A 13591-nucleotide genomic window follows, 5' to 3' on the forward strand; every position below is an offset into this window, starting at 1 on the left:
TTGAAGACGTCGATGTTGATCCTGGTCGCGGCCATCACGGCGTCATCCGCGCCCTACGTGTCCGCCCAGGACGCCGCGATAGCGATGTCGCCGGCCGACTTGGTCAACCCGCTGATCGGGACGGCCAACGGCGGGAATGTCTTCCCTGGCGCGGTCGCCCCATTTGGGATGGTGCAGTTCAGTCCGGAAGAGGCGCCCGATCCCAAGAAGGCCCGGCCCATCGCCGCGCCCGGCGGCTATGAGCACCATCTGGACCGCATTCGAGGCTTCAGCCTGACCAATGTCTCCGGCTGGGGCTGCGCCGGCGGATCGGGCGACATCCCGCTGACGCCGATCACCACCCCGGTGACCAGCTCGCCGTCGGCCGATTACCGCCACCCCTACTCGACCACCTTCACCCACGCCAACGAGCAGGCGCGAGCCGGCCGTTATCGGGTGCGGCTCGACAATGGGGTGGCGGTGGACCTGACGGCCTCGCTGCGTACGGGCTCGGCCCGCTTCGCCTTCCCGGCGGGCGGCGCGGCGAACCTGCTGATCCGCGCCTCCGACTCCGAGGTCGGGTCCGAGGACGCCCGCGTGCACGTCGACCCGGCGCATCGCACGGTGTCCGGCGAGGTGACCAGCGGCAATTTCTGCGGCCATATCAGCCCGGTGGACCGGCGCAGCTACTACACGCTGCATTTCGTGGCCGAGTTCGACCAGCCCTTCGCGACTCATGGCGTCTGGCGCGACGGGGTGGTCACGCCGGGCGGAATGGAGGCGTCGGGCGGCACGGGTTACGGCCCGAAAGGCTTCCCAGAGGACGGCAAGGGCTCCGGCGCGTGGGTCGGGTTCGATCCCACGGGCGCGGGCGCCGTCGTCAACGTGCGCATCGGGATCTCCTATGTCAGCGAGGCCAATGCGCGAGCGAATCTGGCGGCGGAAAACCCGCGCGGGACCCGTTTCGACGCGATCCGCGACCGCACCGTGGCCGACTGGAACCGGCGGCTGGGCCAGATCAAGATCCAGGGCGGGAGCCGCGATCAGCGCACGGTCTTCTACACCGCGCTGTACCACTCGCTGCTGGAGCCGGCGGTGTTCAGCGATGTGAACGGCCAGTACCGAGGCATGGACGGTCTCACCCACCGGGTTGAGGGCGGCCAGCGCGTCCAGTACGCCAATTTTTCCGGCTGGGACATCTACCGGGGCCAGTTCCAGTTGTTGACCTGGCTCGACCCCAAGCTGGGCGGCGACATCGCCCAGAGCCTCTACAACCAGGCCCGGCAGAACGGCGGGACCTGGGATCGCTGGACCCACGAATCGGGTGCGGTGCATGTGATGAACGGCGACCCGGCCGGCCCGGCGCTGGCGGACATCTGGGCGTTCGGCGGTCATGGCTTCGACGCACGCGGCGCCTTGGCCTCGCTGGTTCAGGCCGCCGACCATCCCACCGCGGCCGACCTGTCCCACGACGGCTGCCCGGTGGAGTGCGCCGGCCAGCGGCCCGGCCTGGACCAATGGCTGAAGCTGCACTTCATCCCGGTCGGCGCCCCGGCCTGGGGCGGAGCTGCGGACACGCTGGAGACAGCCACAGCCGAGTTCGGCGTCTCCAGCCTGGCCGACCGGCTGGGCGATCACGCCACCGCCGTCCGGTTCCTCGGTCGCGCCCAGTACTGGCGCAACCTGTTCAATCCCAGGGCCGCGCCCGATGGCGGCTATATCCAGAACCGCAACGCCGACGGCAGCTGGGCCCTGGTGAAGGAACACGGCGAGGCGCCTCATCCGTTCACACCCTCGACCGGCGACGGCTTCGTCGAGGGCACGGCGGCGCAGTATGTGTGGATGGTGCCGTTCAACGTCGCCGGCCTGTTCGACGCCATGGGCGGGGCCGACGCCGCAAGACGGCGGCTGGACGCCTACTTCTACACGCCCGCCGGCGCGATGGCGGTGACGGAGTCCGGCCCGCTGCACGCCGAGCTGAACAACGAGCCGTCCATCGGCGGCCCCTGGCTCTACGACTATGCAGGCCAACCCTGGAAGACCCAGGAACTGGTGCGGCAGGTGGTGGATACGCTGTGGATCAACAGGCCCGAAGGAATTCCCGGCAACGACGACCTGGGCGCGATGTCGGCCTGGTACGTCTGGGCGGCGCTGGGCGTCTATCCCGAGACTCCGGGCCGGGCGGAGCTGGTGGTCGGCAGTCCGCTGTTTCCCTTGGCCGTGGTTCATCGCCCAGGCGGCGACGTGCGCATCGCCGCCTCGGGCGCGGGTCCTGGCAGTCTCTACGTGCAGGCGCTTTCGGTGGACGGCTCGGCCGTCGACCGTCCCTGGCTACCGGAGAGCTTCGCGCTGCAGGGCGGTCGGCTGGACTTCCGTCTGGGCCCGCAGCCCGAGCGGTCTTGGGGTTCGGCGCCGGGGGCGGAGCCGCCGTCCTTCGACATAGACCCGAACGGGCGAGCGCCAAACTAGGCGCTCGCCCGCCGCATCGAGCGCTCTACCGCGAGCACCTACCGCGAGCGGCCGCGCGCGGCGACCGGCCAGAGCGCGCGCAGGGTATCGCCCTGGACCACGTGGAAGGTGTCGTAGAGGTTCACCGTCGGGTCGCAGTGCGGCGCCGCCAGCGTGACCACGTCCCCGAGTTCGGGCAGGTCTTGGTCGGCGAACAGCGCACCGTGCTCGTCGCCCATGAAGACGTATTCCGCGCCCGGCGCTCCCGCCAACACCAAGGGCGGCTCGGCGTCGGTGGAAAAGGCCTTGAGACCGGCGTCGATCGTGACCATGCCGGGCGTATTGGTGCTGATCACGCGCGCGTCGATCATCAGCGACGTCTCGAAGGGCGAGGCCGCTCCATCGCCCGTGAGATCGCAAGCCCCATACTGGCTGTCCATGAAGACATAGGAGCCGGCCTGCAGTTCGGTGAAGAGGTCGAACTCGATGTCGATACGGTGCGTGCCTGTACCGCCGCCGGTGACGATTTCGGGCTTCGCACCTGCCGAGGCGAGGGCCGCGATGACCGAGCGGGCGTAGTCGGTGCGCTCTTCCATGGCGGCCTTGCGCTCGGCGAAGGCGGCGATGTGCTGCTGCACGCCGCAATAGAATTGCACGCCGGCGAACGTCAGCGCGGATTGGGCGCGTATGGCGTGGAGCAGGTCGACGGCGGCTTCCGGCGAGGCCACGCCCGTGCGGTGAACGCCCGGGTCGATGTCGATGACGACCTTCAGAGCCTTGCCGGTCTTGCCGGCGGCATGGCCGAGGGCGGCGACGTTCTGGGGATGATCGACGACGCACATCAGCCCGTCGGCGCGCGCGTTCAGCGCGATCAGCCGGTCGATGGCGGCGGGGGAGACGATCGGAGAGGTGATGTGGAGGCCTACGACCACGCCGCCGTCCGCCAGGGCTTCAGCTTCGCCGAGCTTGGCGCAACAGGCGCCGACCGCTCCGGCGGCGATCTGGCGGCGGGCGATTTCGGGACTCTTGTGAGTCTTGGCGTGAGGTCGCAGCTTCACGCCCTTGGCGGCGCAGAACCCGGCCATCCGCTCGATGTTGCGGGTCAGTGCATCCAGGTCCACGACCAGGACCGGGGTGTTCAGGTCGCGGCGCGAACCCTGACGGCCGATGAGGTGGCGATGAAGTTCATTGTCGTCCACGCAGCGTATCTCCCCCAGGCTTTACACTTGTTATCAAGAGTTCGGTTGTGGATCTATTTCGGTTTGTCGGCCCGAACGGGCGGAGCGGCGGCGTCCTGTGGGAAGCATGCCGACGAGCACCTGATCCTTGAGCACGAAGTGATGCGCCAGGGCGGCTATAGCATGGACTGCGATGGCGGCCGCGAGCAGGTAGGCGTTGTAGATGTGGAGGGTGTGCGCAAGTCCGGCGTAGGGGCGGTTGCGCGTCAGCATCGCCGGGACCCGCCAGATGAACATATTGAACGCCCGACCGCGAAACAGGGTGTCGGCCATCCCGGTGAGCGGCTGTACCAGCAGGAGTGCGTAGAGACCATATTCGCTCATATGGACGCCGGCGATGTGCCAGCGCGTCATTCCAGATGGCGGTGGTGGGATGCGCATGCCGGTGATCCGCCAGACAAGGCGCAAGGCCATGAGGGTCCAAAGAACGACGCCGGCGGAGCGATGCACGGTCAGCAAGGCGACGGCCATCGGTGGAGCTACCCGATCTATCGACCAAGCGGTCGCGAACTGGCCGATGACCAGGAGCAGCGCCGCCCAGTGCAGCAGCATGGTCAACGGGTCGAACGGCGGGCGCGCCAAGCGTCCCGGCGCGTCGTTTGTCATGTCGGTCATGGTTTTCTTCTTGAGATTAAGCCGTCAGTTCCGGAGGGCGCTGACGTAGAGGTCGCGAAACTGATCCAGTTCCGTGCGGTCCAGGTCCGACACCGCCCAGTAGTTCAGTCCCCCGGCGGTCCAATGGACCAGATTGTAGCCGTTCCGCGCCCCGTCCCGCACCAGCCGATCACCGGTCTTGGCCGGCCAGACGAACACGTTGATCACATGCAGGCGACGGCGATAGACCAGGGCCGCGGCCCTCTGGTTCTCGACATAGTCGAGCCGGCCGCCGGCGAGCGGAAAACCTTTGCCGGCGAAGTCGATCACGGTGGGGGCGAAGGACACCTTGCCGTCGAACCATGGCTTGACCACGTGTCGGTCGGAGGTCGGCACGTCCATCAGGTGCTGGGCCAGCATCGAGCGTACATGATCGGCCACCAGCTCGTCGCCGAGCGGACTCGAGAGGCCTTGCACCCCCAACACGAGCATCGCGCAGGCCGCGGCTGCCGCCAGCCCTGCGCCTGACGTCCAGACCGGCCAGCGCAAGGGGCGGCGGGAACCGAGGCGACCCGTGCCGGCGCCGCGCGCCTGCGCTTCCAAGGCGATCCGCAGCCGTCGGCGGAAGGGTTCGGACGCGACGTAGTTCACGCCGGGCGACGCCAGCATCCCACGCACCGCCTTCAGGTCCGCCAGCGTCTCGGCGCAGCCCGGACAGGTCTTCACGTGCTGTTCGACGGCGATGACATTGGCGGCGTCGAGCTCGCCGTCGACCAGCGCGTTCAGCAGCAGGATCTTGTCGTCGCACGCAGTCATCGGCCGAACTCCCGCTGAGGCGCTTCGGCTGTGGACGGGCTCAGCCGGCGCGCCAGCAGTTCGCGCCCTCGAGCCAGGCGCGACATGACGGTGCCGATCGGCACCCCTGTCACCGCCGCCACCTCGCGGTAGGACAGCTCTTCCAGTTCGCGAAGGATGATGCTCTCCCGGAACGGCTCGGGCAGGGCCTCGATGGCGCTGCGCACCGCGCCGACGTCTCCCTGGCGCAACAGCGTCTGCTCGGGCGTGTCGTCGTCCGAAGACGCCGTCTCCGCGGCGTCCGCGACGGCATCCTCCGCGAACACGGCGCGTCCCGCCCGGCGTGCGTTGGACCAGTCGATGAACTCCCGGCGCACGATTGTCAGCAGCCAGGCCTTGGCGTCGCCGCCCCGAAAGCCGCCTAAGCCCTTGTGGGCCTTCAGCACCGCGTCCTGGACGATGTCCTCCGCGGCGTCGGCGTCGCGCGTCAGGTAACGGGCCAGGTTGTAGGCGGCGTCCAGATGCGGGAGCACGGTTTCCGCGAACCGCTCATCGGGCGCGGCGCTCTTCGTCTTGCGCCATGACGTGGAACGGCCGAGGCCGATCATGGAGGCGGCGAGCGCGAGAAGAGGAAGGGTCCGCCTCGGCTTGAAGCCGGCCGCGGGGCTCCACATCGGCCAATGCTGGGCAGGTGAAGCCGAGATCATCTGGACCTTGCTCCCGTTGAGGTCGTCGCATCGCCACCTTGCCCGTCATCCGAGGATGCGGCGAGCGGAAGTCCGAACATTCGCCCGGCGTCAATTCTCATGGGTTCGTTTCCGGCCCTGTTCAAACCACGAAGGTCCAGACCGGCGGACGATCGGATTTATTCCCCAAGCTGCCGAGAATCGCCAATGCGCTTTGCATCGCGTTCAATCGACCGAAGATTTTCCACCCCCAGGGAATAAAGCCGGCGGGTCATCGGTCTGGACCTCTGAAGCGCAAGGTTTGCGAGGGAGAGGTTCGATGAAAGACGATGAACGGGATGCTGGCTCTGAAGAGGGCTTGGATCGTCGCGGTCTTCTCAAGTGCATGACCTGGGGCGGTACGGGACTGATCTGGTCGCTGAGCGCGGGGCTTCCCAGCGCAATGCTTGTCGATCAGGCGCTCGGGGCGACCGCCGTGAAACCCTTCACCTTCATGCAGGTGTCCGACAGCCATATCGGCTTCATGAAGCCGGCGAACCCGGACGCCCGCGTCACCCTTCGCGAGGCGATCGCCAAGATCAACGCGCTGCCCCAGAAGCCGGATTTCATCATCCATACCGGCGATATTTCCCAGCTCTCCAAGCCGGAAGAGTTCGACGACGCCGACCAGATCATACGCGAGGCGGGACTTCCGGTGTTCTACGTGCCGGGTGAACACGACATGCTCGACGACGAGAACGGCAAGCTTTACCTCTCGCGGTACGGCAAGAACACCAAAGGCACGGGGTGGTTCAGCTTCGATCATGCCGGCGTGCACTTCGTCGGCTTGGTGAATGTCGCTAATCTGAAAGGCGGCGGCATGGGGTCGTTCGGGCCGGATCAACTGGTCTGGCTGAAGCAGGACCTGGCCGGGCGGCCCGCCTCGACGCCGATCGTGATCTTCGCCCACATCCCCCTGTGGACCATTTCCCAAGAATGGGGATGGGGCACCGACGACGCCGGCGAGGCGCTGACCTACTTGGCGCGCTTTGGTTCGGTCACGGTGCTGAACGGCCACATCCACCAGATCATGCAGAAGGTCGAGGGCCGCATCACGTTCCACACGGCCAACTCCACGGCCTTCCCCCAACCCGCGCCGGGCACGGCGCCGTCGCCCGGCCCCGTGAAGGTTCCGGAGGACAAACTGCGCACCCTGCTGGGCGTCACGCGTGTGGATTTCGTGCGCGGCGACAAGCCCCTGGCGATCCTCGACACCCCCCTTTCGGCCTGATCACGGAGACCATGATGTCCAGAGTCATATGCACGCGACGCCGCGTGTCGCCGCTTCGCGCCCTGGCGCTCGCCACCGTTCTCGCGGGTGGGAGCGCGTCTGTCGTCGGCGTCGCCGTACCGGCTTGGGCCGCCGAACCCGCGGCGGTTGGCCCGACCGTCAAGATAGACAACTTCACCTTCGGCCCGGCGGCCCTGACCATCAAGGTCGGGACCACGGTGACCTGGGTGAACGGCGACGACATCCCGCACACGGTCGTCTCGGTCGATCACACGACGTTCAAGTCGAAGGTGCTGGATACCGACCAGAGTTACACGTTCACCTTCACCAAGGCGGGCGAGTATCCCTACTTCTGCTCCCTCCACCCGCACATGACGGGAAAGGTGGTGGTGCAGAATTGAACGGACAGAGCGCGGGATGAGTATTGCGTTATTTTCCCCGCACTCTCGCACCACGGCAAGACTGGAGGACTAGGTCAGCGGCCCGAACACCGCTTCGATCTTTTCCTTCAGGGTGGTGATGGTGAAGGGTTTGACCAGGTAGTTGTTGACGCCGTACTGCACCGCCTTCTGCACCAGCTCCTTGTCGGCGCGACCGGTGAGCATGATGAAGGCGGTCTTCTTGATCGGCTCGTGGGAGCGCACGGCGCGCAGCAGGTTGAGCCCGTCGAGCTTGGGCATGTTGTAGTCGGAGATGATCAGCTGGACCGGCTTGACGATGAGCTGGCGCAGCGCCTCCTCGCCGTCGGGGGCTTCGTCGATATCCTTGAAGCCGAGCTGCTGCAGGCCGCCGCGCACGAGCGCGCGGATGGTGAGCTGGTCGTCGGCGACCATGACCTTGATGGAAGAGGCGGCGGGCATTCAGTGGCGCTCCACGCGCTCGAGGGCGGTGAGTTTGAGGATTTCCGACGCCATCCGGTCGAGGGGAAGCTGACGCTCCACCGCCCCGATCTCGAAGGCGACTTTGGGCATGCCATAGACGATGCTGCTCGCTTCGTCCTGTCCCAGCGTGTGGGCGCCGGCTTCGCGCATGGCCAGCAGGCCCTGGGCCCCGTCGCGGCCCATGCCGGTCAGGATGACGCCGGCCGCCTTGGAGCCCATCGTGCGCGCGACCGAATTGAACAGGACGTCGACCGAGGGCCGATGGCCGTTCACCGGTTCGCCCGGCCGTACGCGGCAGCGTAGCTGTGCGCCCCCGCCGATCTCGAGATGGGCCTCGCCGCCGGCGGCGATATAGACGTGGCCAGGTATCAGGAGCGCGCCGTCGGTCGCTTCGCTCACCGCGGGCGCGCAGAGCCGGTTCAGGCGATCCGCGAAGCTCCTGGTGAAGGTGGCCGGCATATGCTGGGTGATGACGGTCGGCGGACAGTTGGCCGGGAACTGCGACAGCACCGAGATCAAGGCCTCGACGCCGCCGGTCGACGAGCCCATGGCGAGCACGGCCCCGTTGGAGGCGAAGTCGCGCGCCGGAGCGTGTTGGCGGGTCGCCTCGCCAAAGGGACGGACCCGCGCGCGAGAGGCCGCCTTCACCTTGTCGGCCAGGTCGTCGAAGGCGTGCATCCCGGCGGTGGAGGGCTTGGCCACGCAGTCCACTGCGCCGAGCGACAGGGCCTCGAGCGTGGCTTCCGCGCCCCGGGCGGTGAGGGTGGAGACCATCACCACCGGCATCGGCCGCAGGCGCATGATCTTTTCCAGGAAGTCGAGGCCGTTCATGTTCGGCATCTCGACGTCGAGCGTGATCACGTCGGGGTCGAGCGTCTTGATGGCCTGGCGTGCTTCGATGGGGTCGGCGGCCTGGCCGACCACCTCCAGCTCGGGATCGCGGCGCAGCACGGCGGCGATCAGGCTGCGCATGGTGGCGGAGTCGTCGACGATCAGGACCCGGACCCGGCTCATGCGGCGTCTCGCAGGCGGTAGGTGGTGATGCCGTCGGTGTCGAAGCGGCTCGCGGCGTCGCCGCAGAGGCGCTCGGAGTGGCCGATGTAGAGGCGCCCGCCCGGGCTCAGCAGGGGCAGGAAGCGGCCCCAGAGCCGCGACTGGGTCGGCTCGTCGAAATAGATCACCACGTTGCGGCAGAAGATCGCCTGGAAGCGGCCCTTCATCGGCCAGTTCCCGATCAGGTTCAGCTCGCGGAAGGTGACCAGCGCGCGCGCCTCCTCGGACATGCCGACGGCCGGCTCGCCACGATGGTCGACCACCCTCTCGCACCAGCGCTGGCGCAGGTCCGCGGGGATGGATTCCGCCACGGTGCGGTCGTAGACGCCCTCGCGGCCCTCGGCCACCATGTTGGGGTCGATGTCGGTGGCCAGGACCTTGATGTCGTAGCGGTCCGCATCGGGCATCATCGACAACAGGGTCAGCGCGATGGAATAGGGCTCCTGCCCGTTGGAGCAGGCCGCCGACCAGATCCGCACCTTGCCGCCGCGCTTGGCCTCTTCCAGCAGAGGCGGCAACAGCTTGGTCTTCATGTGCTCGAAGTGGTGCGGCTCGCGGAAGAAGCGGGTGACGTTGGTGGTCAGCGCCGCCAGCATGTTCTGGCGCTCGTCCAGGCCGTCTTCTCCGGCGACCAGGGCGCAGTAGGCGCGGAAGCTTTCCAGCCCCAGCGCGCGCAGCCGCTTGGCCAGGCGCGAATAGACCAGCGTCGCCTTCGCCTCGGGCAGGGCGATGCCGGCGTCCGCGTGCAGCATGGACGCGATCCGGGCGAAGTCCTGCGCGGTGAACACGAACTCGCCGTCGACCAGGGACGCCGCCGCCAGGCCGCGTCGACCGGCGCCTGAAGTGGAGGTGTCCGGGCTCACGCGGCTTCCTGGACGACGTCGGGGAGGATGCGGCCGAGGCCGATGAGGCTGATCATGCGGCCGTCCATGGCGATCAGGCCCTGGACGAAGGCCTTCACCGCCTCCGGCGCGATGTCGGGGACCGGCTGGATCATGTCGTCGGTGACGGTGAGGATGTCGGACACCGCGTCGACCAGCAGGCCGACGAACTGGGTCCCGATCTGGGCGACGATGATGACGTGGCGCGCGGTGGGCTCGGACACGCCGTAGCCGAGCCGGTTGGGCAGGTCGACGATGGGCAGCACCGCGCCGCGCAGGTTGATCACGCCGCGCACATAGCTGGGCGACTGGGGCAGGGCGGTGGCGGCGGTCCAGCCCCGGATCTCGCGCACGGCCATGATGTCGACGCAGAACTCCTGCGCCCCGATGCGGAAGGAGATCAGTTCGCGGCCGTGGTGGGTGTGAGCGGCGTCGTTCATGGCTTTCATCCTATGGCGGCGGTGCGGAGGACAGGCGCGGGGGATTCGAGACCTTTCTGGCCCGCGACCAGAGCGTCGATGTCCAGGATCAGGGCGACGCGGCCGTCGCCCAGGATGGTGGCGGCGGCGATACCGAACACCTGGCGGTAATTGGCTTCCAGGCTCTTGATGACCACTTGGCGCTGGCCCTGGATCGCGCCCACCATCAGGGCTGCGCGGGCGCCGCCCTCGCCTTCGATCAGCAGGGCCACGCCCTTGGCGGGCTCCACGGCCTCGTCCGAATAGCCCAGCGCCAGGCCGACATCGATCAGGGGGACGTAGCCGCCGCGGATCGAGATCACGTGGGCGCCTTCGCCGATGGGATGCACCTCGGCCGCCTTGGGCTGCAGCGTCTCGATGATGGCGGTGAGCGGCACGACCAGGGTCTGGGACCCGGCCGAGACCACCATGCCGTCCAGCACCGCCAGCGTCAGCGGCAGGCTGAGGGTGAAGGTGGAGCCCAGGCCCGGCCGCGAGGCGACGCTGATCCGACCGCCCAGCGCCTGGATCGACCGCTTGACCACGTCCATGCCCACGCCGCGCCCGGAGATATCGGACACCTCGCTGGCGGTGGAGAAGCCGGGCAGGAAGATCAGGTTGTCGATCTCCTCGTCGCTGAGCACGGCGTCGGGCGCGATCAGGCCCTTCTCGATGGCGATGTCCTTCACGCGGGGGCGATTGATGCCCGCGCCGTCGTCGGACACCTCGATGACGATCCGGCCCGAGCGATGGGCGGCGGACAGGCGCACCACGCCTTCGCCCGACTTGCCGGCGGCGATGCGCTTGTCGGGGCGTTCCAGGCCATGGTCGATGGCGTTGCGGATCATGTGGGTGAGGGGATCGGACAGGCGTTCGATCACCGTCTTGTCGACTTCGCAGCCCTCGCCCTCGGTGACCAGGCGCACGGACTTGCCGGTCATGGCGGCGACTTCGCGCGCCAGGCGCGGCATGCGCTGGAACACCGACTTCACCGGCTGGGCGCGGATGGCCATGACGCTGTCCTGGATCTCGCGGGTGAGATGCTCCAGCTCGTCAAGGCCCGTGACCACGCCGGAGGAGCGGCCGAGGCCGGACTCCGTCACCCGTTGGGCCAGCATGGCCTGGTTGATCACCAGTTCGCCGACCAGGTCGATCAGCCGGTCCACCCGGTCCAGGTCCACGCGGATGGTGGCGGTGGTGGCCGTGGCGTTGGCGGCGTTGGCGGTCGCAGGGTGGGCGGCGGCAGGCGCGGGGACGGCGTTCGCGGGGGCGAGCACAGGCTCTTCGGCGGCCTGCGCCTTGCGGATCAGGGCGGCGACGTCCAGCGGGGCGGGTTCGGCGATCTGCGGGATCGGCGGCGGCGCTTCCATTGTCGGCGCCGGCGCCGAGGCGAGCGCCTTGGCCAGGATCAGTTCGATGGGATCGGGACCCTGTACCGAGGCGACCTCGGCCGCGCCGCCTTCGCGTTCGATCTTGAGGTCGCAGTCGTCCTCGACCCATTCGAAGGCGCCGCGGATCGCGTCCAGATCCCGCTCGGTGGTCAGCCGCACGGTCCAGGCCAGATAGGCGCCTTCCGGCTCCATGTCGGCCAGCGGCGGCAGGGTGCTGTCGTCGAGCGTGGTTTCGACCTCGCCCATCCGTCCCAGTTCGCGCAGCAGCAGGGCGCTCTCGTTGGCGTGGGCGTAGAGCGAGGCGTGGGGCCGGAAATGGATGATCCAGGTGGTGCGGCCGTCGGCGGCGGCCAGCTCGGGCGCGAATGCGAGTTCGCTTCCGATCGGCTCGAACGGGTCGGCCTCGATCGCTGTGGGTTCGAACGCCATCGGCTCGAACGAGATGGGTTCGAAGCTCAGGGGCTGGAAGTCCAGCTCGCCCATGCCGTCATCGCCGTCGCCGGTCTCGTCCTCGCCGGAGAAGGCGCCGAGCTCGGCGCGCAGGACTTCGCAGCGGGCCTCGTCCACCACGCCGCCGTCGCGTGCGGCGCGCACCAGGTCCGCCAGCACGTCGGCGGCGCGCAGCATCACCTTCAGTAGGTCGGCTTCGGGCGCGAGGCGGCCGGCGCGGACATGGTCCAGCGTGGTCTCGAACACGTGGGCGAAACGCACCAGGTCTTCCAGGCCGAAGGCTCCCGCCCCGCCCTTGATGGAGTGGACGGCGCGGAACACGGCGTTCACCGTCTCCGAGTCGGTTTCCCCGCCCTCGATGGCGAGCAGGCCCTGCTCCAGTTCGGCGAGTTGTTCCTCGCACTCCTGGAAGAAGGTCTGCTTGATGGCCTCCATCGGATCCACGTCGCGGCTCCGGCTCAGGCTGCGACGCGGCGGATGGCGTCCACCAGTTTCGCGCGGTCGAACGGCTTGACGATCCAGCCGGTGGCGCCGGCGGCGCGGGCGCGGCTCTTCTTCTCGGCGTCGCTCTCGGTGGTCAGCACCAGGATGGGGACCGCACGGTAGGTGTCGTCCCGGCGCACGCCCTCGATGAAGCCGAAGCCGTCCATGCGGGGCATGTTGATGTCGGTGATGATGACGTCGGGGCTGGAGCCCTGGAGCACCTCCAGGCCATGGATGCCGTCTTCCGCCTGGATCACGTTGTATCCGGCCTCCGACAGGGCGAGCTTCAGCATGTCGCGCATGGTGCGGGAATCGTCGACGGTGAGAACAGTCATGCTCATTGGGCGAGTTCCGGGATCAAGCGGGCTTCGGCGCCCATGAGTTGCAAGCCTTCACGGAAGGCGTCGGAAGGTTGGCGAACGGTGAGGACGGCGCCGTCCTGTTTCCAGGCGGCGGTCGCCGACAGCAGGACCTGCAGGCATTGGCCGCCGAGGCGTTGAACCCCGCTGGCGTCCAGCTCCAGGTCATGGCCTCGCAGCGCCAGCAGGTCCGCGACCAGATGGCTGGTGGCCTTGAGGTCCAGCACATCGGGCAGGGCGAGGGTCGCGGGGGGCGCGGTTTCCATCAGAACTCCTCCCATCCGTCGGTGTCGGCGGCGGGTTTGCGGGCCGCGCCGCCGCGACCGACCGTCTTCATCGCCGGTGCGGGGGTGGATGCGCGGGAACGGACGGGCTGGGATCGCGTCGGGCGGTTGAGAGCCGGCGCCTCGACGCCGGTATGGAACTGGCCGATCAGCCGGGCCAGGCTCTCGGTCTCCTGGGTCAGGCCGTGGCTGGCGGCGGTGGACTGCTCGACCATGGCGGCGTTCTGCTGGGTCACCTGGTCCATCTGGTTGATAGCGGTGTTGACCTGGGCGAGCCCGGTGGCCTGTTCCTGGGCCGAGGCGGCGATCTCGGCCACCACGGCGTTGATCCCGGTCACCTG

Annotated in this window: 14 protein-coding genes and 1 pseudogene; 3 read left to right on the forward strand and 12 right to left on the reverse strand. The window is 68.2% G+C overall.

The features are described from left to right. Nucleotides 1-12 precede the first annotated feature (12 nt). A complete protein-coding gene (locus GSQ87_RS19190; RefSeq protein ID WP_158917211.1) occupies nucleotides 13-2448 on the forward strand; it encodes a GH92 family glycosyl hydrolase in 2436 nt (811 codons plus the stop codon). 38 nt (nucleotides 2449-2486) lie between these two features. Here the strand turns inward: GSQ87_RS19190 and GSQ87_RS19195 are convergent, their stop codons facing one another. From GSQ87_RS19195 to GSQ87_RS19210, 4 genes are read right to left on the reverse strand one after another with little or no spacing between them, the layout of a single operon-like run. Further along, nucleotides 2487-3626: a DSD1 family PLP-dependent enzyme gene (locus GSQ87_RS19195; protein WP_158917213.1), complete on the reverse strand. Its 1140-nt coding sequence runs from the start codon at nucleotides 3624-3626 to the stop codon at nucleotides 2487-2489. Between the two features lie 33 nt (nucleotides 3627-3659). Beyond that, on the reverse strand, nucleotides 3660-4280 hold the full coding sequence (locus GSQ87_RS19200; RefSeq protein ID WP_158917215.1) for a cytochrome b: 621 nt from the start codon (nucleotides 4278-4280) through the stop codon (nucleotides 3660-3662). 24 nt (nucleotides 4281-4304) lie between these two features. Further along, nucleotides 4305-5075, reverse strand: coding sequence for an anti-sigma factor (locus GSQ87_RS19205; RefSeq protein ID WP_158917218.1), 771 nt, complete (start codon nucleotides 5073-5075; stop codon nucleotides 4305-4307). Next, nucleotides 5072-5761: a sigma-70 family RNA polymerase sigma factor gene (locus GSQ87_RS19210; RefSeq protein ID WP_216839405.1), complete on the reverse strand. Its 690-nt coding sequence runs from the start codon at nucleotides 5759-5761 to the stop codon at nucleotides 5072-5074. The genes GSQ87_RS19205 and GSQ87_RS19210 overlap by 4 nt, the downstream gene beginning before the upstream one ends. A 298-nt stretch (nucleotides 5762-6059) precedes the next feature. Between GSQ87_RS19210 and GSQ87_RS19215 the strand changes: the two genes are divergently transcribed. Continuing rightward, nucleotides 6060-7010 carry a metallophosphoesterase gene (locus GSQ87_RS19215; RefSeq protein WP_158917220.1) on the forward strand — a complete coding sequence of 317 codons (951 nt, stop codon included), beginning with the start codon at nucleotides 6060-6062 and terminating at the stop codon, nucleotides 7008-7010. Nucleotides 7011-7024: 14 nt separating this feature from the next. Further along, nucleotides 7025-7411 (forward strand): cupredoxin family copper-binding protein, encoded by a 387-nt coding sequence (locus tag GSQ87_RS19220; RefSeq protein WP_158917222.1) that lies wholly within the window; start codon nucleotides 7025-7027, stop codon nucleotides 7409-7411. A gap of 69 nt (nucleotides 7412-7480) precedes the next feature. Here the strand turns inward: GSQ87_RS19220 and GSQ87_RS19225 are convergent, their stop codons facing one another. The 8 genes and pseudogenes from GSQ87_RS19225 to GSQ87_RS19260 all read right to left on the reverse strand — a co-directional run. Next, a complete protein-coding gene (locus tag GSQ87_RS19225; RefSeq protein ID WP_158917224.1) occupies nucleotides 7481-7870 on the reverse strand; it encodes a response regulator in 390 nt (129 codons plus the stop codon). Next, nucleotides 7871-8905: a chemotaxis response regulator protein-glutamate methylesterase gene (locus tag GSQ87_RS19230; RefSeq protein ID WP_158917226.1), complete on the reverse strand. Its 1035-nt coding sequence runs from the start codon at nucleotides 8903-8905 to the stop codon at nucleotides 7871-7873. Next, nucleotides 8902-9807: a protein-glutamate O-methyltransferase gene (locus tag GSQ87_RS19235; protein WP_158917228.1), complete on the reverse strand. Its 906-nt coding sequence runs from the start codon at nucleotides 9805-9807 to the stop codon at nucleotides 8902-8904. The genes GSQ87_RS19230 and GSQ87_RS19235 overlap by 4 nt, the downstream gene beginning before the upstream one ends. Beyond that, nucleotides 9804-10265, reverse strand: coding sequence for a chemotaxis protein CheW (locus GSQ87_RS19240; RefSeq protein WP_158917230.1), 462 nt, complete (start codon nucleotides 10263-10265; stop codon nucleotides 9804-9806). Before GSQ87_RS19240 ends, GSQ87_RS19235 begins: the two co-directional genes overlap by 4 nt. A 5-nt stretch (nucleotides 10266-10270) precedes the next feature. Continuing rightward, nucleotides 10271-12568, reverse strand: coding sequence for a chemotaxis protein CheA (locus GSQ87_RS19245; RefSeq protein WP_158917232.1), 2298 nt, complete (start codon nucleotides 12566-12568; stop codon nucleotides 10271-10273). 14 nt (nucleotides 12569-12582) lie between these two features. Continuing rightward, on the reverse strand, nucleotides 12583-12948 hold the full coding sequence (locus GSQ87_RS19250; protein ID WP_158917234.1) for a response regulator: 366 nt from the start codon (nucleotides 12946-12948) through the stop codon (nucleotides 12583-12585). Further along, entirely contained in the window at nucleotides 12945-13232 is a 288-nt protein-coding gene (locus tag GSQ87_RS19255; RefSeq protein WP_158917236.1) for an STAS domain-containing protein, read from the reverse strand. Before GSQ87_RS19255 ends, GSQ87_RS19250 begins: the two co-directional genes overlap by 4 nt. After that, a pseudogene (locus GSQ87_RS19260) lies at nucleotides 13232-13591 on the reverse strand (chemotaxis protein); the annotation flags it as partial. The pseudogene GSQ87_RS19260 and the gene GSQ87_RS19255, both read right to left, overlap by 1 nt.

Origin of the sequence: Caulobacter sp. S45 (assembly GCF_009765965.1) — a bacterium.
Lineage (GTDB): Bacteria > Pseudomonadota > Alphaproteobacteria > Caulobacterales > Caulobacteraceae > CAHJWH01.